Here is a 19,462-nt window from a genome sequence, read left to right on the forward strand (position 1 = left end):
ACGTTTCCTCTCGAAAGGAGATGGTTACGTGCTCGCCGGCGCCCGGGAGCCGCGGGCGGCAGGACGCGAGGTCATGCCGAACGCGGTCGCGGCGCCGAGCATCATGAAGATTCCGATCGCGGCCCAGGCGTGGACGAACGCCTCATGGGTCGCGTCGTACGTGAGCGGGGTGCCGAGGATCGCGACCAGCAGGCTGATCCCCAGCACACTGCCGATCTGCCGGCTCATGTTGACCACCGCGCTGCCCGTGGAGAACCGGGCCGCCGGCAGGTCCGTCGTGGCGGTCGCGAGGATCGTGGGGAGCGCGAGGCCCACCCCGACGCCGCCGACCAGCCAGCCGGGCAGCAACTCGCTCGCGTAGTGCGGGTTCTGCCCCATGCCCGCCGCCATCAGCAGCACACCGGCGGTGCACAGCAGACAGCCGACGGCGACCATCCGGCCCGGCGGGACACGGGACGCCAGCTTCGCCGCGACGATCGCGCCCAGCGGGACCATCAGCGGGCCCGGGGCGATCCCGAGTCCCGTACGCAGTGCGGAGTAGTGCCAGACCTGCTGCATCCACAGGATCGCGGTGAGCAGGTTCGCGGCGAACGCCGCGCTGAAGGCGATGGCCGTCAGGTTCGACCAGCCGAAGGCCCGCACCCGGAGCAGCGCCGGTTCGATCACCGGGGAGGCATGGCGCCGCGACCGGAACCAGAACACCGCGACCCCGAGGACCGCACCGGCCAGCACGGCGGACGTCCGGACCGCGGACCAGTCGTTGATCTTCACCAGACCGAGTGCCAGCAGCCCGATCGCCCCCGTCAGCAGCGCGGCTCCCGGCAGATCGGGCAGCCGGGTCATCGCCGCTTCCCTGGAGTCGGGCACGATACGTACCGCCACGACCAGCGCGATGACACCGATGGGGATGTTCACCAGGAAGATCCACCGCCACGACGCGCTGACCAGCAGTCCGCCGACGACCGGCCCGGCCGCCGCCGCCAGCGCGGCGCTCGCCGACCAGATCCGTACGGCGCCGGCCCGGCGCTCCGGCGGGAACGCCGAGAGCAGCAGACCGAGACTGGCGGGCGTCAGCGCGGCGGCGCCGACCGCCTGGAGCACCCGGAAGAGGACCAGCTGCCACAGGGACGTCGATACGGCGCAGGCCGCGGACGCGGCGGTGAACAGGGCGACGCCGAGCAGGAATCCGGCCTTGCGGCCGTAGCGGTCGGACAGCCGCCCCAGGGGCACCAGGAGTGCGGCGAAGACGATGGCGTAGGCATTGAGTACCCAGGAGAGGTCCGCGAGGGAGACGCCGTCGAATTCACGGCCGATGGCGTCGAAGCCGACGTTGACGATGAAGAGATCGAGCCCGGCCATGAAGGCGGCCAGCGACAGAATGCCGAGCAGAAGCCCGGAGTGCGGGGGCAGATCCGGCGGGACGGGGGTCGGTGTCGATTCGGGCGCCGCGTGTCCGGTGCCGGTTTCTGTGGCCATTCAGGTCTATCCCTCGGGATGTTGGGGATGTCGGTGAAAGCGCTCTGCCGCCTGCGTCTACAGGACTCATCCGATACGTCGGCCACTCCCCGGTACAAGTGATTCCGCCCCGTGCCCACCTTTCGCGGCCCCGACCACCACTTTGGTGGGAGTCCCGGCTACGACCTACGGAGCCGGAGCACCGAACTCCGCGGATACGAGGGCACAGAGACAGAAAGGAGGCCCCCGACCGGTTCGCGCACCGGTCGGGGGCCTCCTTCTGTCACGTACCGCCGCTCACTCCGCCAGCGGCAGATAGACCCGGTTCCCGCTCGCCGCGAACTCCTTCGACTTGGCGGCCATTCCCGCCTCGATCTCGTCCTGCGAACCGCCGTGGTCCCGCCGGATGTCGTGTGATATCCGCATCGAGCAGAATTTGGGCCCGCACATCGAGCAGAAGTGCGCGGTCTTCGCCGGCTCGGCGGGCAGCGTCTCGTCGTGGAACTCCCGTGCCGTGTCCGGGTCGAGAGCCAGATTGAACTGGTCCTCCCAGCGGAACTCGAACCGCGCGTCCGACAGCGCGTCGTCCCACTCCTGCGCCCCCGGATGCCCCTTGGCCAGATCCGCCGCGTGCGCCGCGATCTTGTACGTGATGACACCGGTCTTCACGTCGTCGCGGTTCGGCAGGCCCAGATGCTCCTTGGGGGTCACGTAGCAGAGCATCGCCGTACCCCACCAGGCGATCATCGCCGCGCCGATGCCGGAGGTGATGTGGTCGTACGCCGGGGCGACATCCGTCGTCAGCGGGCCGAGCGTGTAGAACGGAGCCTCCTCGCAGATCTCCTGCTGGAGGTCGATGTTCTCCTTGATCTTGTGCATCGGGACATGGCCCGGACCTTCGATCATGGTCTGTACGTGGTGCCGCTTGGCGATGGTGTTCAGCTCGCCCAGCGTCCGCAACTCGGCGAACTGCGCCTCGTCGTTGGCGTCGGCGATCGAGCCGGGGCGCAGTCCGTCGCCGAGGGAGTACGTCACGTCGTACGCCGCGAGGATGTCGCACAGCTCCTCGAAGTTCTCGTACAGGAACGACTCCTTGTGGTGCGCGAGGCACCAGGCGGCCATGATCGAGCCGCCGCGCGAGACGATGCCGGTCTTGCGGCGGGCCGTCAGCGGCACGTAGCGCAGCAGCACGCCCGCGTGGACGGTCATGTAGTCGACGCCCTGCTCGGCCTGTTCGACGACGGTGTCCTTGTAGATCTCCCAGGTCAGCTCCTCGGCCTTGCCGTCGACCTTCTCCAGTGCCTGGTAGAGCGGCACGGTGCCGATGGGGACGGGGGAGTTGCGCAACACCCACTCGCGGGTGGTGTGGATGTTGCGGCCGGTGGAGAGGTCCATGACCGTGTCGGCGCCCCACTTGGTGGCCCAGGTCATCTTGTCCACCTCCTCCTCGATGGAGGAAGTGACCGCGGAATTACCGATGTTGGCGTTGACTTTCACGAGGAACCGCTTGCCGATGATCATGGGTTCGATCTCGGGGTGGTTGACGTTGGCGGGCAGTACGGCGCGGCCGGCCGCGATCTCGTCGCGTACGACCTCGGGCGCGACGTTCTCCCTGATGGCGACGTACTCCATCTCCGGGGTGATGTCGCCGCGCCGGGCGTACGCGAGTTGGGTCACCGCCTGCCCGTCGCGGCCCCGGCGCGGCTGGCGCGGGCGGCCGGGGAAGACCGCGTCGAGATTGCGGAGCCCGCCGCGTGGCGAGGTGTGCTTGAGCCCGTCGTCCTCGGGGCGGACGGGGCGGCCCGCGTACTCCTCGGTGTCGCCGCGGCCGATGATCCAGTTCTCCCGGAGCGGGGCGAGTCCGCGCCGTACGTCGGTTTCGACGGTGGGGTCGGTGTACGGCCCCGACGTGTCGTACAGCGTGACGTCGTCGCCGTTGGTGAGATGCACCTGCCGGACCGGCACCCGGAGATCGGGGCGCGATCCTTCCACGTATCCCTTGTGCCAGCCGATGGCTCGCGCGGCAGGCGTGCGTGTGTCCTGAACGGTCATATGAGACCTACTCCCTACGCCGGCATTACCCGGTAACAGGTTCGGCGGTCGACGCAGCTCAGGGATCCGGGGAAGCCCCGGAACTCCACAGTCAGCGCCCTCTCAGCCCGGTGCTCCGAGCTCCCGCGTGTGTAAAGGCACCACCACGCTAACGCCATATCGGGCGTGCTGAACAGAGTGCCTCCGCCGTTCTTGCGATGATCGGTCGGTGACCCCATCCCCGCAGACACCTGATCCGCACGGCCACTCGCACAGTCATGGGCCGGCCGCGCCGGTCTCCAGACACCTGCGCAAGGTCATCGCCGCGGTGCTGATTCCCTTCGCGACGGCCGTAGTTGTCGGTCTGATCGTGCTCTGGCCCGGCGGCGCCCCCGACCATGAGCGCACCGGTGTCGGCTTCGACCGGCAGACCCAGCAGGGCCAGGTGGTGAAGATCGAGCAGGTCGACTGCAAGGACGTGAACGCGGCTCAAGTCCCGTCCACGGGCGACACGTCGGCGCCCCAGGGGCGGGAGGCGGAGCGCGCGCAGAGCGGGGACTGCGAGAAGGCGACGGTGGAGGTGAAGAGCGGCAAGGACAAGGGGCGCAGGTTCGTCGAGGTCGTCCAGCCGGACGCGCCACGGCAGTTTCACGTGAAACAGGACGTTGTGGTGGCGTACGCCCCGGACGCGCCGAGGGATCTCCAGTACTCGGTCACGGACGTGGACCGCACGGTGCCGATGGCGCTGCTGGCCGGGATCTTCGCGCTCGCGGTGATCGTGGTGGGGCGGCTGCGGGGGCTGATGGCGCTGGTCGCGCTCGTCATCTCGTTCGCCGTGCTGACGCTGTTCATCCTTCCGGCGATCCTCCAGGGCTCGAACCCGCTGGTCGTCGCGGTGGTCGGCGCGAGCGCCATCATGCTGATCGCGCTGTATCTGTGCCACGGTCTGACCGCCCGTACGTCCGTCGCCGTGCTCGGTACCCTGATCTCCCTGCTGCTGATCGGGCTGCTGGGCTCGCTGTTCATCGGCTGGGCGAGTCTGACGGGCAACACGGACGACAACACCGGGCTGATCCACGGGCTGTTCCCGGAGATCGACATGAGCGGTCTGCTACTGGCCGGTGTGATCATCGGATCGCTCGGTGTGCTGGACGATGTGACGGTCACCCAGACGTCGGCGGTGTGGGAGCTGCGCCAGGCGGACCCCGACATGGGGCCCCGCGCGCTCTACCGGGCGGGTATCCGGATCGGCCGCGACCACATCGCGTCGGTGGTCAACACGCTTGTGCTGGCGTACGCGGGCGCGGCGCTGCCACTGCTGTTGCTCTTCTCGATCGCGGAGTCGAGCGTGGGGACGGTGGCCAACAGCGAGCTGGTGGCCGAGGAGATCGTACGGACCCTGGTGGGGTCGATCGGTCTGGTCGCTTCGGTGCCGGTGACGACGGCGCTGGCGGCGCTGGTGGTCTCGGCCGACCGGCCGGAGTCCTCGGGGCCGCGCGGTGGCGGCCGCGGTGGACGGCGGCGGAAGGCGTAGCGGCACGCGGGCCGGGGCCGAGGCTGGGGCCGGGGGCGGGGGCCCTCAGCCGGCGTTCTCCTCGGCGAGGATGCGGCCGAGGGTGTCGTCCAGGTTGGTCTCGAAGTCCCCGAGCGTCATCTCCTGGCCGAGCGGGACCAGCCGGTCCGTACGGTCGAGGAAGGCCACGAGCGGCGGGGCGCTGGCCCGGAACAGCGCGTGCTCCGCGCCGACCTGGAGCCTGATGTGGACGTCGGAGAGCTCTTCGGGATCGGTCGGCGAGATGTACACGTCGCCGTCGCCGCTGGGCTCGTTGATTCCGTCGATCAGCAGCTCGCGGCCGAAGGCCCACGTGACCGGGGCGTCGCCGGGCAGATGGAACGTCATCCGCACCGCATAGGGATCCACCGTCTCGTAACGGAGTTCCACGGGAATTCGGAATGAGAGCTCCTCGGAGACAAGGAAACTCATCAGGACTTCGGCCTGAACAAACTCGCGCATCAAGTACCCCGCAGTGGATGACAGAGAGTTACGGAGAGTAAAGAAATTCGGAGGGATTTCGAGGGTTTCAGGGGTGAAACGTCCGATATTGATGCCCCTTGATCCTCTTCTTAATCGTCCAGGACGCTGTAACAGATCACAAGGAGTGATATTTCAGATACTGATAGAGAATTCCAGCGAGCCGATCGTGTTTCCGATCTCTTTGCATAGGAGTTCGACAGCGGGAAGAAGTCTCTTCTCCTGACGCAGCGGCACGGACGTCGCGAGTGCCGCGGGTGTCGCCCCCGCCCTGACCGGTACGGCGGCGCAGGCCTGGCCGAGCGCGTACTCCTGGCGCTCCACCACCGGTCCCGTACGCCTCCCTACGGCGCCGAGGCGCGCCAGCATGGTGCGCCCGTCGGCGACGGAATAGGGAGTGAGCGGGCCCACGGGGTGCCGGTCCAGATGGTCCCGGCGAGCCTCGTCGTCGAGCTGGCTCAGCAGACACTGGCCGATCGCGTGCGCGTGCCCGGTCTCGCGGAAGGCGGCCCACTCGGCGACGGCGGGCGCGGCGGGGCTCTCGGCCACGGCGACGATCTCGATCTCGCCCTCGCGGTAGACCGCGAAATACACCGGCGCCCCGATCAGATCGCGGCAGTGCTCCATGGACTCGATCATCGCGCGTCTGGCCCGCTCGGCCTGCGCGGCTTTACCGGTCACCAGATGGTCGACCGCGTCGCCGAGGAAGAACACGCCCTGCTCCCGGCGCAGATAGCCCTCATGGGTCAGGGTGCGCAGCAGGTGATAGGCGGTGGGGAGGGGGAGACCGGCCTCACGGGCCAGCTGTTTCGCCGGGGCCCCGTTCGGATGGGTGCCCGCCGACTCCAGCAGGCGCAGCGCACGCCGCACCGAACCGATGAGAGTAGGGGCGGCTGGCGTGGTCGCGGTGGCCAAAGATCCCCCAGGCGTACGACGGGCGTGCGCCCGCTCCGCGGAGGCCGCCCCCGCGCGCCTGCCACGCCCGCCGGGAACCCGAGACAGAGTTCTGAGGTCCGGCGCCGAAAACTCGCTGTAATCCGTTGGCCAAAGCGGCCATCTACGCTGTTTTCGCAGGATGTAGCAGAGGGTTGCCACTCTAATGGCAGCTTCTGAGCGGAGCATGGTTTCGTCTCCGCCATTCCCCCGCGCGGGCTAACGCCTGGGCGGGGGCCGCCCCGGTGAGGGGCCCCGGCGGTCCTACCAGCCCCTGCGTGAGGACGAGGACGAGCTGAACTTGCGCACGCCGTAGACGAGCCCGCCGACCAGGGCCACCAGGATCAGCACCTTGAAGAGCAGCCCGATCACAAATCCGACGACGCTCGCGATCAGCCCGCCGAACACCACGAGAACGACGACCGGCAACGCGATCCACTTCACCCACCAGGGCATTCCCGCGACAATCTCCCGTACCGCCATCGTCCTTACCTCGTTCCCTGAGTACCTGAAGCATGTGGAGTGCGTGATACGTGAGATACGTTCCCGCTTCCTTCGATGCTAGAGCGGCGCGGGCCGGAGCGGAGGTCCCGGAGCCCTGGAACTCCCCTGATCCGACCCTGACGACATGGGTGAGGGTCTGTCTCAGCCCTCCGGCGGGGAGAAGACGACCATCACCCGCAGATCCTCGGTGATGTGGTGGAACTTGTGCGGCACCCCGGCCGGCACATAGACCACGCTGCCGCGCCCCACCTGCGTCGTCTCCATGCCCACGGTGATCGACGCGCGCCCGCTCATGACGAGGTAGACCTCGTCCTGGCGGTGCGGCTGCTGCGGGTCGATGGTGCCGGCGTCCAGCGCGTACAGGCCGACGGACATGTTCCGTTCCCGTACAAACTGCAGATACGCCCCGTCGTTGGCGGCACGTTCCGCCTCCAGCTCGTCCAGTCGGAATGCCTTCATGCCACGATCACACCATGAGAAATTTCGTAGTCAAGACGATCGCCAACGCGGGTGCCCTGGCCGTGGCGATCTGGTTGATCAATGACATCACCCTGACCGGTGACAACACCGGCAAGAAGGCTCTGGCGCTGGTGGTCGTGGCGCTGATCTTCGGAGTGGTCAACTTCGTCGTCAAGCCGATAGTCCAGTTGCTGACGCTGCCGCTGTTCATCGTCACCCTGGGACTGTTCACGCTGGTCGTGAACGCGCTGATGCTGCTGCTGACCTCCTGGCTCGCCGACAAGCTCGACCTGAGCTTCCATGTCGAGGGTTTCTGGACGGCGGTGCTCGGCGGGCTCATCATCTCGATCGTGTCGTGGGCGCTGAACATGGTGCTCCCCGACGACAAGGACTGATCACTCATGGAGCACGGGACCGGGGACGGCACGCGTGCCGTCAGGGCCGGGCTGCCCGACCCGGTCAAGTACGAACCGACCATGCCGGGCCCGGTGTTCGCCGCCCACTTCCATCTGCCGGGCGAGCCCACCGGCCCGTACACCTACGGCCGCGACACCAATCCCACCTGGACCCTTCTGGAACGGGCGATCGGCGAGCTGGAGGCCCCCGGCCGGGCGGTCGAGACGGTCGCCTTCGCCTCCGGGATGGCCGCGATCTCGGCGGTGCTCTTCTCCCAGCTGCGCACCGGCGACGCGGTCGTGCTGCCGGACGACGGTTATCAGGCGCTGCCGCTGGTACGGGAGCAGCTCACGGCGTACGGCATCGAGGTACGGACCGCGCCCACCGCCCGCGACGCGCAGCTCGACGTGCTCGCGGGCGCCCGGCTGCTGTGGATCGAGACCCCGTCCAACCCCGGGCTCGACGTCTGCGACATCCGCCGGCTGGTGGCTGCGGCGCACGAGCAGGGCACGCTCGTCGCCGTCGACAACACGCTCGCGACTCCGCTCGGCCAGCGGCCCCTGGAGCTCGGCGCTGACTTCTCCGTGGCCAGCGACACCAAGGGCATGACGGGCCACGGCGATATTCTCCTGGGCCATGTGACCTGCGAAGATCCCGAACTGGCGGCGGGGGTGCGGCGCTGGCGCAAGATCGCCGGCGCCATCCCGGGGCCGATGGAGGCCTGGCTCGCCCACCGTTCGCTGTCCACCCTGCAACTGCGCGTCGACCGGCAGTGCTCGAACGCGCTGCTGCTCGCGCGGGCGCTGAGCGGGCGGGCCGATGTGAGCGGGCTGCGCTACCCCGGGCTGCCCGACGACCCCTCGCACGCCGTCGCGGCCACGCAGATGCGGCGCCACGGATGCGTGGTGTCGTTCGTGCTGCCCGACCGGGACCATGCCGAGCGCTTCCTGGACGGGCTGCGGCTGGTGGACGACGCGACGAGCTTCGGCGGCGTGCGGTCGACCGCCGAGCGGCGGGGGCGGTGGGGCGGCGACGCCGTACCTGAGGGGTTCGTGCGCTTCTCCGCGGGCGCCGAGGATCCGGACGACCTCGTCGCCGACGTACTTCGCGCGCTGACGGAATCAGCGCCCTGACCAGGGCCGGAAACGGAACAGGCGGTCCGAGCCTCCCCCCTCGTGGCTCGGGCCGCCCTCGGGTTCCACGCGTGAAGAACCACGCCAACAAGGCTAGTTGACTCTGCGTCAGTGTCCAATCACAGTAGCGACAGCAGCCTATCGACTTATTTATAGTTGGAGGCTCCGGCGACGGGCTCCGGGACGGGCTCGCGTGGGACCGGAAGTTGAGGAGGGCTGACATGGACCTGGCCCTGCTGCGCACCTTCGTCACCGTCCACCGAGCCGGCTCCTTCACCCGCGCCGCTGCCTTGCTCGGCCTCTCCCAGCCCGCGGTCACCGGCCAGATACGCACCCTGGAACGCCAGTTGGGCCGCCCGCTGTTCCTGCGCCAGGCCCGGGGCGTCACCCCCACCACCATCGGCGACGAACTCGCCCACCGGGCCGCGCCCCATCTCGACGCCCTGGTCGAGATCACCGAGACCGGGCTCGACGACGAGTCGGGCGTCCGGACGCTCCATCTCGCGGGGCCGCCGGAGTTCACCGCCGTACGCGCCCTGCCCGCGCTCACGCCGCTGATCAGCCAGGGCCTCGCGCTCCGCGCCTCGTTCTTCGGCAACGCCGAGGAGACCCTGGACGGCCTCGCCGCCGGGCACCACGACCTCGCCATCGCGACCGCCAGGCCGCGCGGCGGGCTGCTCACCGCGACGCCGCTCTGCGACGAGGAGCACGTGCTGGTCGCCTCGCCCCGCTGGGCCGGGCGGCTGGGCCACGACGTACTGCGCAAGGGCCATGTCGTCCTGGAGCAGCTGCCGGTGGTGGAGGTCCACGAGTCCCTGCCGCTCGTCTCGCGCTACTGGGGCTCGGTCTTCGACTCGCGGCCGGCCGCCGCGGGCGCCGTCATCGCGCCGGACCTGCGCGCCGTCCTGGAGAGCGCGGCGGCGGGCGCGGGACTGGCCGTACTTCCGCGCTATCTGTGCGAAGCCGCGCTGGAACGCGGCGAGGTCGTCGCCCTCTACGACCCGCCGGTGCCGCCGCTGCGCACGTACTTCCTCGTCGTACGCACCGGCACACTCGCCCTGCCGCACATCGCGCGGGCGCACGAATGGCTGCTGCGTGCTTCGGTCGACTGGTGACCGCAGGGCCCGGAGGAGTTTCGACCCGGCCGTATCGGGCCACGCTCTTCCCATGACCGAACGTCCCGTGGTCAAGCGCACCGCACGCGCCATCCTGCTCGACGACGACCATCTCGTCCTCATCAAGCGCACCAAGCCGGGTGTGGATCCGTACTGGCTGACTCCCGGCGGCGGCGTCGAGCCGGACGACACCACGGTCGTGGCGGCACTCCACCGCGAGGTCGACGAGGAACTGGGCGCCAAGGTCACCGATGTCGTGCCCTGTTTCGTCGACACCGTCGAGCACATCACGGACGGCGGCGTCACCGGCGTGAAGGTGCAGCACTTCTTCGTCTGCCGGCTCGAATCGATGGACCCGTCGCTGCGGCACGGGCCGGAGATCGACGAGCCGTCCGGGGAGTACGAGATCGTACGGGTGCCGTTCAGCCGGGTCGGGATCGCCGCCGTCCATCTCGTACCGCTGTCGCTGCGGCACTATCTGGACGGCAACATCGAGGGCGTACGGGCGATGCACGCGCCCGACCTGGGCTGACGCCGGACATCTCTCAAGAGCCGTCGATCAGCGCGAACGCCTCACGCAGATCGCCGCCCGTGTAGGTGTGCGTGGCGAGCCCGGTCAGATGGTGGTCCGCGTTCACCGCCACCGCGCGCGGTACGGACGCGAAGACGGCCGCGTCGGACATGGAATCCCCGAAGGCGACACAGTCCGCCGGCCGTACCCCGAACCGCGCGCACAGCTCGCCGGCGATCCGTACCTTCGCCGCCGCGTTGAGAATCCCCGCCCGGTCCACCGGCGCGGTGAACGGCGGCGCCGGCCAGCGTGAGCCGTACGTCGCGTGCGCGCCCCACGGCAGCAGCCGCTCCACGAAGAAGTCGGGCGACAGCGTGATCACGGCGCAGTAGTCGCCCCGCCCCCGGATGGTCTCCCAGACCTCCCGGATCCCGGCCAGCCACGGTGCTCCCTCGAAGGCCGCCTCCACCTGTGCGGCGGTGAGCTCCGCCCACAGCTCCCTGGCCCGTACGGCGAACTCGTCCGGAGCCAGTCCCGCCGTCAGGAACTCCCCCTCCAGCGCGGCGATCTCGGCGCCCACGCCGAGCTGCCGGGACAGCTCGATCGCGGCGGCCGATCCCCGGATCAGCGTGCCGTCGAGGTCGAAGAGGTGCAGAGTGCGAGGGCGGTCGCCGATGTGCTTCCCAGGGCTGTCCATGTACGCCGAGGTTAGTACGGGCGGTTACTCCCGACGTCAGACGCCCTCCGGTACGAATCACGACACCGTGTTCCACGTGAAACCACTCAAGCGGCCCGCCCGCCGGGCACTCCTCGTCGTCCATGTCGCCGTCTCCGTGAGCTGGCTGGGCCTCACCCTCGGCCTGCTGACGCTTGGTATCACCGCGTACACCACCGGCGACCCCACTCTCACCGATGCCTCCTACCGCGCGATGGACGTCTTCGCCGATCTGCTGCTCGCGCCCATCGTCGTCGTCACGCTCGTCAGTGGTCTGGTGCTCTCGCTGGGTACGCCGTGGGGGCTGGCCCGGTACCACTGGGTCTGGATCAAGTTCTGGATCACGCTCGTCACCGGCGCCGCGACGGTCTTCGCGCTGCGGCCGGGGATCGGGCAGGCCGCGGACAGCGGTGGCGTGCCCGACATCAGCCTGGTCGCGGCGCCGACCGTGGCGACCGGCGCGTATCTCTTCATGACCGCCGTGTCGGTGCTGAAACCGTGGGGACTGACGCGGCGGGGGCGGCGGCACCGGGCCCGGTGAGGTCCGTGGCGGCGCCGTCGCCGCCACGGGCCGCACGGCGTTCGAGTGTGTGCGAGACGACGGCGAGGAGCAGCGCGGAAGCGGCGAGCGCGGCACCGACCCAGTTGGGCGCGGTGTAGCCGAGCCCGGCGCCGATGACCAGGCCGCCGAGCCAGGCGGCGAGGGCGTTGCCCAGGTTGAACGCGCCGATGTTGACCGCGGAGGCCAGCGTCGGGGCGCCCGACGCCTGGTCGAGCACGCGCTTCTGGAGCGGCGGCACGGTCGCGAAACCGAGCGCCCCGATCAGGAAGAGCGTGACGGCGGCGGCGATCTTGTCGTGCGCGGTGAGGGTGAAGAGCGCGAGGACGACGGAGAGGGCGCCGAGCGACACGTACAGCATGGGCATGAGGTGGCGGTCGGCGTACCGGCCGCCGACGAGGTTGCCGACGACCATGCCGAGGCCGAGAAGCACCAGCAGCCAGGTGACGGAGGAGTCGGCGAAGCCGGCGGTCCGCGTCATCATCGGGGTGATGTAGGTGATCGCGGCGAAGACTCCGCCGAAGCCGAGGACCGTCATCCCCATGGCGAGCAGGACCTGGACGTTGCGGAACGCGGCCACCTCGTGGCGGATCCGTACGCCCTTCGGGCGCGGCTGCTCCGGTACGAGCTTGGCGACACCGGCGAGACCGACGACCCCGAGGCCCGCGACAAGGAGGAAGGTCGCGCGCCAGCCGGTGTTCTGGCCGACGTACGTACCCAGGGGGACGCCCACGACATTGGCGAGGGTGAGACCGGTGAACATCATCGCGATGGCGCCGGCCCGCTTGTGCGGTGCGACGAGGCCCGCGGCGACGACCGATCCGATGCCGAAGAACGCGCCGTGGGCGAGCGAGGCGACGACGCGGCCGGTGAGCATGAGGCCGAAGGTGGGGGCGAGGGCTGACACCACGTTGCCCGCGATGAACAGGCCCATCAGCAGCATCAGCATGCGCTTGCGGCTGACGCGGGTGCCCAGGACGGTCATGATCGGCGCGCCGAGTACGACCCCGAGGGCGTAACCGCTGACCAGATGGCCCGCGGTGGGGATGGTGACGCCGTACTCGGTGGCGACCTCGGGGAGCAGCCCCATGATCACGAATTCGGTGGTCCCGATCCCGAACGCCCCGATGGCCAGGGCGAGGAGGGCGAGTGGCATGGGTGTGGCCTTTCCCGGAGTACGAGGTACGAGGCGTCGGCCGCGTAGGTGCCGCTTGGGCGGCCGACGCTGCTTGCCTGGCAGGCGCTGATTGCGCGTGCGCTTTACGAGCGTGGACAATACTTGCAGACGCCGTTTAATTGCAAGCGCGCTATATTGCAGACGTGCCCTATCCTGGGCCGAGGAAGCTCCGGTCGATGGAGACTGCGGAGACGACGGAGGAAGACGACGCCATGACTGCCACGGACCCCGCACTCACCGCACTCGCCCAGGGCTGGGTGGCCCTCTCCCTGCTGCACAGCAGGATCGAGTCGCACATCGAGCGGGCTCTCCAGAGCGGGCACGATCTCAGCGTCCGCGAGTACTCACTGCTCGACGTCCTCAGCCGCCAGCACGACGGCGAAGGCGGGCACCTCCAGATGAAGCAGGTCGCCGACGCCGTGGTCCTCAGCCAGAGCGCGACCACCCGTCTGGTCACCCGCCTTGAGGACCGGGGGCTGCTCACCCGCTATCTCTGCCCCACCGACCGGCGCGGGATCTACACCGACGTCAGCGAGACGGGCCTGCGGCTGCTGGCCGAGGCACGGCCGACGAACGACACCGCGCTGCGCGAGGCACTGGACGCGGCGGCAACGAATCCCGAGCTCGCGCCGCTGGTCAGGGCCGTGGAAGAGCTGCGTGTGCCGGCGCGGTCGGCACCGGCGTAACCTGCGGTCCATGACCGATCAGCACACCGAGCCGCACGCAGATCCGGGCACCGATCCGGCCACCGATCTGCGTATACGGCCCGCCGAAGCCGCCGACCTCCCGGCGATCGTCGCCATGCTCGCCGACGACCGGCTCGGCGCGGCGCGCGAGTCGCCGGACGACCTCACGCCGTACCGCAGGGCCTTCGAGCGGCTCGCCGACGACCCGAACCAGTACCAGGTCGTCGCCGAGCGCGACGGACGCGTCGTCGGGACGCTGCAACTGACGATCATCGCCGGCATCTCCCGCCGGGGCGCCACACGGTCGGTCATCGAGGGCGTACGGGTCCACTCCGACGAGCGCGGCTCCGGCCTCGGCACCCGGCTGATCCAGTGGGCCATCGACGAATCCGGGCGCCAGGGCTGCCAGTTGGTGCAGCTGACGTCCGACGCGTCGCGTACGGACGCCCTCCGCTTCTACGAGCGGCTCGGCTTCACCGCGTCCCATGTCGGACTGAAGCTGAGCCTGGAGGCCGGGGCGTAGACCTGGCTGCGCCTTTGTGTGGTTTCACGTGAAACATCACAGGCCGCGCCAGCCCTGTTCGTCCACCCCGCCCGGGACCGCGTCCCCCGGCTCGTACGGCTCGCGGGTGTAGACGAAGGAGCCCAGGTCGAGATGGCTCACCTGGCCGTCCGGGCGCCGGACGACCCGCAGCGTCTCCCCCGTGTAGTAACCGTCGAGGCCCGTCCAGGTCCCGTCCGGCCGCGCCGTGAACCGGGAACGGCGGCCCGCCGCGCGCAGCGGCCGGAAGTCCAGCCCGCCGTCCGCCGTGAGGCGCAGTACGAACGGACTCGCGCCCCAGTACCAGGGGCCCGTGAGCTCCAAGAGCGTCTGGTCGACCTCGGGCAGTGGCCGCCATGGCTCGGGGATACGGGGCTCCGCGTCCGCCACGATGCCGATGAGATCGGCGGCGACGGCGCCGACGAGCGGTCCCGAGGTGGCGTTGGCGAGAGCGACGGCGACCAGCCCGTCCTCGGCACTGACCCAGAGCGCGGCGACGAAGCCCGGCAGGGAGCCGGTGTGCCCGGCCAGCGTGCGGCCCCTCCGGCGGGCCAGCTGCACGCCGAGCCCGTAACCGCCGTCCCACTCCCCGCTCTCCGGAGGTGTGGCGGGCGTCCGGGCCTCCCGCAGGGACGCCGCGCTCAGGACACGGTCGTCGCCCTCGGCGAGGAACGCGCCGAAGCGGCACAGGTCCTCGGCCGTCGACCAGAGCTGGCCGGCGGGGGCCATCAGACCGAGATCCTCGGCGGGTTCGGGCAGAAGCGCGTCGGCCCAGGGATGCACGGCCCAGCCGCCTGCCGCCGGGGCGACGGGCTGTGTGCTCGTACGGCGCAGGGACAGCGGCTCCAGGATCTCCCGCCGCAGCACCTCCTCCCAGGACGCGCCGCGGATCGCCTCGATCAGTGAACCGAGCAGGGTGTAGCCAGGGTTGGAGTAGTGGTGCAGCCGCCCGGCGGGATGCAGCACGGGGTGCTCACCGAGGACATCCGCCAGCTCGGGCCGTGTCGTACCCGGGGTGCGCTCCCACCAGGGCGCCGGTGCCTCGGCCGCCAAGCCCGCCCCGTGGCCGAGCAGTTGGGCGATGGTGACCGCACCGACCCCGGTGCCGGGGAGGTGCTTCTCCAGCGGGTCACCCAGATCGAGCAGCCCCTCGTCACGCAGCCGCAACACCAGAACGGCGGTGAAGCACTTGGTGATCGAGCCGATCCGGTACTGGGTGTCCGCGTCCGGCTCATGCCCGTCCACACAACTGCGCCCGCCCGACCAGACGGTGCGCCCGTCGCGCGCGACAGCGCCGACGAGCGAGGGAGCGCGGCCCTCCGACTGCGCGGTGGCGATGCGGTGCAGCAGGGCCCGTCGCGTACCGGGAAGGAGGTCTTCCAAAGGTGAGGTCATGGTCCACATCTATCGGTAGGGCCGGTCCGCGTCGACCGCATTTCGGCCCGGCGCGGGACCGCGCCGTCGCACGCGGCCGTACCTCAAGTCTTCCTCTGAACTGCCGTCGCGCCGGGGCCCGTTCCGGGCATCGCAGCCATACTGGCGAAAGACGACATCAGGTACGACATCAGGGACGGGGGCTCCTGTGCGGACCACGATACGACGGCACGTCCCGGCGGCCGAACGACGACTCGAAGCGTACGAAGTGGCCTATCTGGCCGGCGGACCTCAACGCGTCCTGGAAGCCGCGCTCTTCGCGCTGCGCGACCGGGGGGCCGTCACGATCGTCGGCCCCCGGGTGCGGGCGGCCGAGGAGAGCGACGGCCTCGCGAGGCACCCCGTCGAACGGGCGGTCCTCGCCAGTTGCCAGCGCGGGAGGAGCCTGAAGGTCGTCGCGAACGCCCTGCGCGGCGGGCCTGAAGTCGCGGAGATCAAGCGGGAGCTGGTCGCCATCGGCCTCGTCGCCCGGAGCCGGCACCGGCTCACCCCGGCGGGCAGGCGGCAGTTGGCCGCGGCCAAGAAGGAGGCGACGTTCCCCGCGTACATCTTCGAAGGACCGGCCGGACACCCGGACCGACGGCTGCGCCGCCTCGTCGCGGGTACGTCGGTCCCGTCCGGTCTGGGGCGGACCCTGATCCGTATGGGCAGGGCGGCCGAACCGGACTACGAGTACGCGTACGACCCGGATTCGTCCTCGGACCCGGGCTCCGGCACGCACGGGTCCCCGGAACCGGGCGGCTTCAGCTGCGGAAGCGGTGGGGGCGGAGGCGGGGGCAGCGACTAGGTGTTGTCCGGTGGGTCTTCCACCGGACAGGAGCTGGAAGTTGCTCGCGGGAGCAGCAGCGGGGTGGCCAGGAGGAGGAGCCCCGCGACGGCGATCGCCGTACGGGGAGTGGTGAGGGCGGCCAGCAGACCCCACGAGGCGGTCACCGCGGCGATGGCTGCGCTGCTGCTGACCGACCACGAGGTCAGGGTGCGGGCGACCCGGTCGGGCGCGATGTGTTCCAGCCGGTAGGTGGCCAGGACCGGGTTGAACACCGCGCAGCAGGTCACCAGGCCGAATTGGATGGCCATGACGAGCGCGATCCCGGGCACACCCGGCTGCACGAACGCCAGCCCGACCGGCCAGCAGGCGCGCGAAACCCCGGAGACGATCAGCACCCCGCGCTGCCCGAACCGTGCCACGAGCCGGCACGCGAGGCGGGAGCCGATGAGGCCGCCGACGCAGGGGAGCGCGAACGCGAGACCGTACTGCCAGGGTGCCCACCCGAGACTGCCCAGCAGAAGTACGGCCAGCAGCGGCTCGGCGGCCATGATCAGGGAGTTGACCGTGAGGGAGTTGAAGAACAGCCGGCGCAGGGTGGGTTGACCGAGGATGGCGCGCCACCCTTCGAGCAGATCGCCCGCGCGCAGCCGCCGCGGCGTGGCGGCGCGCGGCGGGCTCGCGCGGCGGGGCAGGTTCGCACGGCGGGGCGGGCTCGGTTCGCTCCCGCCGATGGCGCGGATTCCCGCGGCCGAGAGCAGATAGCTGACGGCGTCGGCCGCCACGGTCGTCACCGGGCCGAGGATCGCGATCGCCGCTCCCCCGAGCGGCGGTCCGACCATCGTCGCGGTCCATGTCGTGGACTCGAAGCGGCCGTTGGCGATGAGCAGGTCCTTCGGCGGCACAAGCGTCTTGAGGTACGCGCCGCCGGCCGCGTTGAAGGCGATGTTGGCCGCGGCGACGACTACGGAGACGACGAGGAGCTGGGCGAAGCTGAGCCTGCCGAACGCGAACGCGGCGGGGACACTCATCAGCGCAGCGAACCGGACCAGGTCCATGGCCACCATGACCGGCCGTTTGCGGCGGAACTCCACCCACGGACCGAGCGGCACCGCCAGCAGCGCTCCGACCGCCCGCCCGGTGGCGGCCAGCGCCGCGACCTGGGCCGGCCCGGAGTCCAGCACGAGGACAGCGATCAGGGGAAACGCGCCGAACCCGAGCGCCGTGCCGTACGAACTGACGGCGTACGACGCCCACAGCCACCCGAACCGTCGCCCCAGCTTCCCCCCGCCCGCCACACCCATGCCCCTCTCGCCCCTCTGACCTGCTGACCTGCCGGCCCCAGCCACAAAAGTTCGTTGTGCGCCGACGGGCACACTGGTGGGATGGACCGATGGAACGTGATGCGTCGGTGGTCCCGGACCGGGGGCAGTACCCGGACGCGGTGACCCCCTGGGAACAGGACGAGTGGCGGGAGGCCGCCCTCGGCTGGGCGGAGCGCCGGCTCGCGGCTCATGGGCTGCGCGAGACAGGACGGCGTACGGTGCGGCTGCGGCCCTGGTCCGTGCTGGTGCGGATGCCGGTCGAAGAGCACGAAGCCGTGTGGTTCAAGGCCAACCCGCCCGGCAGTGCCTTCGAAGCCGGACTGGCCGAGGCGCTGGCGGGCTGGGTCCCCGAGCACGTACTGAAGCCGCTCGCCGTCGACACCGACCGTGGCTGGTCACTGCTTCCGGACGGCGGACCGCTCTTCAGGGACGTACTGAACGGCGGCTCCGGCGGCCCGGGGGCCTGGGAGGAACTGCTGCGCCAGTACGCCGAGATGCAGCGAGCCCTGCGGCCGTACTCCGAGAAGATCGAACTGCTGGGTGTTCCCAACGCCCGTCCGGCCGTTCTCCCGGAGATCTTCGACAGCGTCGTCGACAGCAACACCGAGCTGGGGCCCACCGGCCGCGAGGCGCTGCGCGCGTCGCGCCCCCGCCTCGTGGACTGGTGCGCGGAGCTCGCGGACATCGGCATCGCCGACACGCTCGACCACTCCGATCTGCACGACGGCCAGCTCTTCGCCCCGGCACCGGGCCGTTTCACCTTCTTCGACTGGGGCGACGCGGCGGTCTCGCACCCCTTCTGCAGCCTGCTGGTCCCCGCGCTGGCGGCCCGCGACCGGTACGGCTCCGAGGTACTGCCGCGGCTCCGGGACGCCTACCTGGAGCCATGGACGGGCCCCGGCCACACGACGGCCGAGCTGCGACGCGCCGCCACCCTGGCCTGGCGCCTCGGCGCGATCGGCCGGGCCTGCGCCTGGGGCCGCCTCTTCCCCGGGACATCCGACGGCGGGGTGGCCCCGGGGGACGCGGAGAGTGCGCGCTGGCTGGTCGAACTCTTCGCCGACCCCCCGCTGTGACGCCGACGGACCGACCCGGCGCCGAAATTATCCGGCCTAGGGCGTTTCCTCCGAGGCCGGCTTCCACTCCTCCACGAGCAGCCCGAGCAGCACCTCGTCCAGGAACTCGCCCATCACCCAGGCCGACGAGCGCAGCGCACCCTCGCGGACGAAGCCGTTGCGCTCCGCGGAGCGCAGCATCGCGGTGTTGTCCGACAGCGTCTCGATCTGCAGCCGGTGCAGGCTGCGCACGACGAAGCCGTAGTGGCACAGCACCGCGACCACGTCGGTCCCGTAACCCTTGCCACGGGCCGACGGCAGCAGCCCCAGTCCGATGTGCGCGGACCGGTTGTGGGTGTCGAGGTCCCACAGCGTCGCGGCACCGACCAGCGCGCCGCCGTCCAACTCCACCACGGAGAACGGGACGTGCCCCTGCTCCTTGTCGTCCACCACGGCCGGCGATTCCTTCGACCCGGGCGTGATCGGCCGCCACGGCCCCGCCTCGGCCCGCGCGGCGTTGACCACGTCGCCGTAGAGCTCGGCCTCCAGAATCGGAACGTCCTCGTCATGCCGGGCCCTGAGCCCGACCTTGCTGCCTCGTAGCATGCAGGCTTCCTATCCGACCGGGCCGACAG

General features: G+C 70.3%; 21 protein-coding genes and 1 riboswitch. Of the genes, 10 read left to right on the top strand and 11 right to left on the bottom strand.

Annotated features, from left to right (window positions below; translation table 11 throughout):
• Positions 1 to 24: 24 nt before the first annotated feature.
• Positions 25 to 1,476: an MFS transporter gene (locus ACFWV8_RS19025; RefSeq protein WP_384203183.1), complete on the bottom strand. Its 1,452-nt coding sequence runs from the start codon at positions 1,474 to 1,476 to the stop codon at positions 25 to 27.
• A gap of 276 nt (positions 1,477 to 1,752) precedes the next feature.
• Complete coding sequence (gene thiC / locus ACFWV8_RS19030; RefSeq protein ID WP_329385098.1) at positions 1,753 to 3,507, bottom strand: phosphomethylpyrimidine synthase ThiC; 1,755 nt, start codon at positions 3,505 to 3,507, stop codon at positions 1,753 to 1,755.
• A riboswitch (TPP riboswitch) is annotated at positions 3,502 to 3,644 on the bottom strand. Its footprint overlaps the gene before it by 6 nt.
• Positions 3,645 to 3,715: 71 nt before the next feature.
• On the opposite strand from thiC, the gene ACFWV8_RS19035 reads away from it, so the two are divergent.
• Positions 3,716 to 5,020, top strand: a complete 1,305-nt coding sequence (locus ACFWV8_RS19035; RefSeq protein ID WP_384203186.1) for a YibE/F family protein — start codon at positions 3,716 to 3,718, stop codon at positions 5,018 to 5,020.
• Positions 5,021 to 5,065: 45 nt separating this feature from the next.
• Here the strand turns inward: ACFWV8_RS19035 and ACFWV8_RS19040 are convergent, their stop codons facing one another.
• The 4 genes from ACFWV8_RS19040 to ACFWV8_RS19055 all read right to left on the bottom strand — a co-directional run bounded on the left by ACFWV8_RS19040 (position 5,066) and on the right by ACFWV8_RS19055 (position 7,414).
• Positions 5,066 to 5,500 carry an SsgA family sporulation/cell division regulator gene (locus ACFWV8_RS19040; RefSeq protein ID WP_384203189.1) on the bottom strand — a complete coding sequence of 145 codons (435 nt, stop codon included), beginning with the start codon at positions 5,498 to 5,500 and terminating at the stop codon, positions 5,066 to 5,068.
• A gap of 153 nt (positions 5,501 to 5,653) precedes the next feature.
• Positions 5,654 to 6,433: an IclR family transcriptional regulator gene (locus ACFWV8_RS19045; RefSeq protein WP_384203191.1), complete on the bottom strand. Its 780-nt coding sequence runs from the start codon at positions 6,431 to 6,433 to the stop codon at positions 5,654 to 5,656.
• Between the two features lie 282 nt (positions 6,434 to 6,715).
• Positions 6,716 to 6,934 carry a DUF5326 family protein gene (locus ACFWV8_RS19050; protein WP_384203194.1) on the bottom strand — a complete coding sequence of 73 codons (219 nt, stop codon included), beginning with the start codon at positions 6,932 to 6,934 and terminating at the stop codon, positions 6,716 to 6,718.
• Between the two features lie 162 nt (positions 6,935 to 7,096).
• On the bottom strand, positions 7,097 to 7,414 hold the full coding sequence (locus ACFWV8_RS19055; protein ID WP_384203197.1) for a cupin domain-containing protein: 318 nt from the start codon (positions 7,412 to 7,414) through the stop codon (positions 7,097 to 7,099).
• A 14-nt stretch (positions 7,415 to 7,428) separates the two neighbouring features.
• Here ACFWV8_RS19055 and ACFWV8_RS19060 point away from each other — a divergent pair, with 14 nt between their 5' ends.
• From ACFWV8_RS19060 to ACFWV8_RS19075, 4 genes are all read left to right on the top strand, one after another.
• Positions 7,429 to 7,809 (top strand): phage holin family protein, encoded by a 381-nt coding sequence (locus ACFWV8_RS19060; protein ID WP_384203200.1) that lies wholly within the window; start codon positions 7,429 to 7,431, stop codon positions 7,807 to 7,809.
• Between the two features lie 6 nt (positions 7,810 to 7,815).
• Positions 7,816 to 8,943: a cystathionine gamma-lyase gene (locus ACFWV8_RS19065; RefSeq protein WP_384203203.1), complete on the top strand. Its 1,128-nt coding sequence runs from the start codon at positions 7,816 to 7,818 to the stop codon at positions 8,941 to 8,943.
• Positions 8,944 to 9,164: 221 nt separating this feature from the next.
• Positions 9,165 to 10,058 carry a LysR family transcriptional regulator gene (locus ACFWV8_RS19070; protein ID WP_384203206.1) on the top strand — a complete coding sequence of 298 codons (894 nt, stop codon included), beginning with the start codon at positions 9,165 to 9,167 and terminating at the stop codon, positions 10,056 to 10,058.
• A 52-nt stretch (positions 10,059 to 10,110) separates the two neighbouring features.
• Positions 10,111 to 10,590, top strand: coding sequence for an NUDIX domain-containing protein (locus ACFWV8_RS19075; RefSeq protein WP_384203209.1), 480 nt, complete (start codon positions 10,111 to 10,113; stop codon positions 10,588 to 10,590).
• A gap of 13 nt (positions 10,591 to 10,603) precedes the next feature.
• Here the strand turns inward: ACFWV8_RS19075 and ACFWV8_RS19080 are convergent, their stop codons facing one another.
• On the bottom strand, positions 10,604 to 11,266 hold the full coding sequence (locus ACFWV8_RS19080) for an HAD family hydrolase (RefSeq protein WP_384203213.1): 663 nt from the start codon (positions 11,264 to 11,266) through the stop codon (positions 10,604 to 10,606).
• 76 nt (positions 11,267 to 11,342) lie between these two features.
• Here ACFWV8_RS19080 and ACFWV8_RS19085 point away from each other — a divergent pair, with 76 nt between their 5' ends.
• Positions 11,343 to 11,825 (top strand): DUF2269 domain-containing protein, encoded by a 483-nt coding sequence (locus ACFWV8_RS19085; protein ID WP_384203216.1) that lies wholly within the window; start codon positions 11,343 to 11,345, stop codon positions 11,823 to 11,825.
• Here ACFWV8_RS19085 and ACFWV8_RS19090 read toward each other — a convergent pair.
• Positions 11,755 to 12,999, bottom strand: a complete 1,245-nt coding sequence (locus ACFWV8_RS19090; RefSeq protein WP_384203219.1) for an MFS transporter — start codon at positions 12,997 to 12,999, stop codon at positions 11,755 to 11,757. The genes ACFWV8_RS19085 and ACFWV8_RS19090 overlap by 71 nt on opposite strands.
• A 233-nt stretch (positions 13,000 to 13,232) precedes the next feature.
• Here ACFWV8_RS19090 and ACFWV8_RS19095 point away from each other — a divergent pair, with 233 nt between their 5' ends.
• Entirely contained in the window at positions 13,233 to 13,706 is a 474-nt protein-coding gene (locus tag ACFWV8_RS19095; RefSeq protein WP_384203222.1) for a MarR family winged helix-turn-helix transcriptional regulator, read from the top strand.
• Between the two features lie 10 nt (positions 13,707 to 13,716).
• Entirely contained in the window at positions 13,717 to 14,229 is a 513-nt protein-coding gene (locus ACFWV8_RS19100; protein WP_384203225.1) for a GNAT family N-acetyltransferase, read from the top strand.
• A gap of 36 nt (positions 14,230 to 14,265) precedes the next feature.
• Here ACFWV8_RS19100 and ACFWV8_RS19105 read toward each other — a convergent pair whose 3' ends face one another.
• On the bottom strand, positions 14,266 to 15,642 hold the full coding sequence (locus tag ACFWV8_RS19105; RefSeq protein WP_384203228.1) for a serine hydrolase domain-containing protein: 1,377 nt from the start codon (positions 15,640 to 15,642) through the stop codon (positions 14,266 to 14,268).
• 187 nt (positions 15,643 to 15,829) lie between these two features.
• On the opposite strand from ACFWV8_RS19105, the gene ACFWV8_RS19110 reads away from it, so the two are divergent.
• Positions 15,830 to 16,468 (top strand): TIGR04222 domain-containing membrane protein, encoded by a 639-nt coding sequence (locus ACFWV8_RS19110; RefSeq protein WP_384203231.1) that lies wholly within the window; start codon positions 15,830 to 15,832, stop codon positions 16,466 to 16,468.
• Here the strand turns inward: ACFWV8_RS19110 and ACFWV8_RS19115 are convergent.
• On the bottom strand, positions 16,465 to 17,751 hold the full coding sequence (locus ACFWV8_RS19115; RefSeq protein WP_384203234.1) for an MFS transporter: 1,287 nt from the start codon (positions 17,749 to 17,751) through the stop codon (positions 16,465 to 16,467). The genes ACFWV8_RS19110 and ACFWV8_RS19115 overlap by 4 nt on opposite strands.
• 89 nt (positions 17,752 to 17,840) lie before the next feature.
• Between ACFWV8_RS19115 and ACFWV8_RS19120 the strand changes: the two genes are divergently transcribed.
• Positions 17,841 to 18,848, top strand: coding sequence for an aminoglycoside phosphotransferase family protein (locus ACFWV8_RS19120; protein WP_384203236.1), 1,008 nt, complete (start codon positions 17,841 to 17,843; stop codon positions 18,846 to 18,848).
• Between the two features lie 36 nt (positions 18,849 to 18,884).
• On the opposite strand, the gene ACFWV8_RS19125 is transcribed toward ACFWV8_RS19120, so the two are convergent.
• A complete protein-coding gene (locus tag ACFWV8_RS19125; protein WP_384203239.1) occupies positions 18,885 to 19,433 on the bottom strand; it encodes a GNAT family N-acetyltransferase in 549 nt (182 codons plus the stop codon).
• Between the last annotated feature and the right edge of the window lie 29 nt (positions 19,434 to 19,462).

It is taken from the genome of Streptomyces sp. NPDC058665 (genome assembly GCF_042714995.1).
Lineage (GTDB): Bacteria > Actinomycetota > Actinomycetes > Streptomycetales > Streptomycetaceae > Streptomyces.

What these genes read in the sequence shown, in the direction of transcription:
- ACFWV8_RS19025 (WP_384203183.1), bottom strand. Translation starts at nt 1,476, where the DNA reads ATGGCCACAGAAACCGGCACCGGACACGCGGCGCCCGAATCGACACCG.
- thiC (WP_329385098.1), bottom strand. Translation starts at nt 3,507, where the DNA reads ATGACCGTTCAGGACACACGCACGCCTGCCGCGCGAGCCATCGGCTGG.
- ACFWV8_RS19040 (WP_384203189.1), bottom strand. Translation starts at nt 5,500, where the DNA reads ATGCGCGAGTTTGTTCAGGCCGAAGTCCTGATGAGTTTCCTTGTCTCC.
- ACFWV8_RS19050 (WP_384203194.1), bottom strand. Translation starts at nt 6,934, where the DNA reads ATGGCGGTACGGGAGATTGTCGCGGGAATGCCCTGGTGGGTGAAGTGG.
- ACFWV8_RS19055 (WP_384203197.1), bottom strand. Translation starts at nt 7,414, where the DNA reads ATGAAGGCATTCCGACTGGACGAGCTGGAGGCGGAACGTGCCGCCAAC.
- ACFWV8_RS19060 (WP_384203200.1), top strand. Translation starts at nt 7,429, where the DNA reads ATGAGAAATTTCGTAGTCAAGACGATCGCCAACGCGGGTGCCCTGGCC.
- ACFWV8_RS19065 (WP_384203203.1), top strand. Translation starts at nt 7,816, where the DNA reads ATGGAGCACGGGACCGGGGACGGCACGCGTGCCGTCAGGGCCGGGCTG.
- ACFWV8_RS19070 (WP_384203206.1), top strand. Translation starts at nt 9,165, where the DNA reads ATGGACCTGGCCCTGCTGCGCACCTTCGTCACCGTCCACCGAGCCGGC.
- ACFWV8_RS19075 (WP_384203209.1), top strand. Translation starts at nt 10,111, where the DNA reads ATGACCGAACGTCCCGTGGTCAAGCGCACCGCACGCGCCATCCTGCTC.
- ACFWV8_RS19080 (WP_384203213.1), bottom strand. Translation starts at nt 11,266, where the DNA reads ATGGACAGCCCTGGGAAGCACATCGGCGACCGCCCTCGCACTCTGCAC.
- ACFWV8_RS19090 (WP_384203219.1), bottom strand. Translation starts at nt 12,999, where the DNA reads ATGCCACTCGCCCTCCTCGCCCTGGCCATCGGGGCGTTCGGGATCGGG.
- ACFWV8_RS19095 (WP_384203222.1), top strand. Translation starts at nt 13,233, where the DNA reads ATGACTGCCACGGACCCCGCACTCACCGCACTCGCCCAGGGCTGGGTG.
- ACFWV8_RS19100 (WP_384203225.1), top strand. Translation starts at nt 13,717, where the DNA reads ATGACCGATCAGCACACCGAGCCGCACGCAGATCCGGGCACCGATCCG.
- ACFWV8_RS19105 (WP_384203228.1), bottom strand. Translation starts at nt 15,642, where the DNA reads ATGACCTCACCTTTGGAAGACCTCCTTCCCGGTACGCGACGGGCCCTG.
- ACFWV8_RS19115 (WP_384203234.1), bottom strand. Translation starts at nt 17,751, where the DNA reads ATGGGTGTGGCGGGCGGGGGGAAGCTGGGGCGACGGTTCGGGTGGCTG.
- ACFWV8_RS19120 (WP_384203236.1), top strand. Translation starts at nt 17,841, where the DNA reads ATGGAACGTGATGCGTCGGTGGTCCCGGACCGGGGGCAGTACCCGGAC.
- ACFWV8_RS19125 (WP_384203239.1), bottom strand. Translation starts at nt 19,433, where the DNA reads ATGCTACGAGGCAGCAAGGTCGGGCTCAGGGCCCGGCATGACGAGGAC.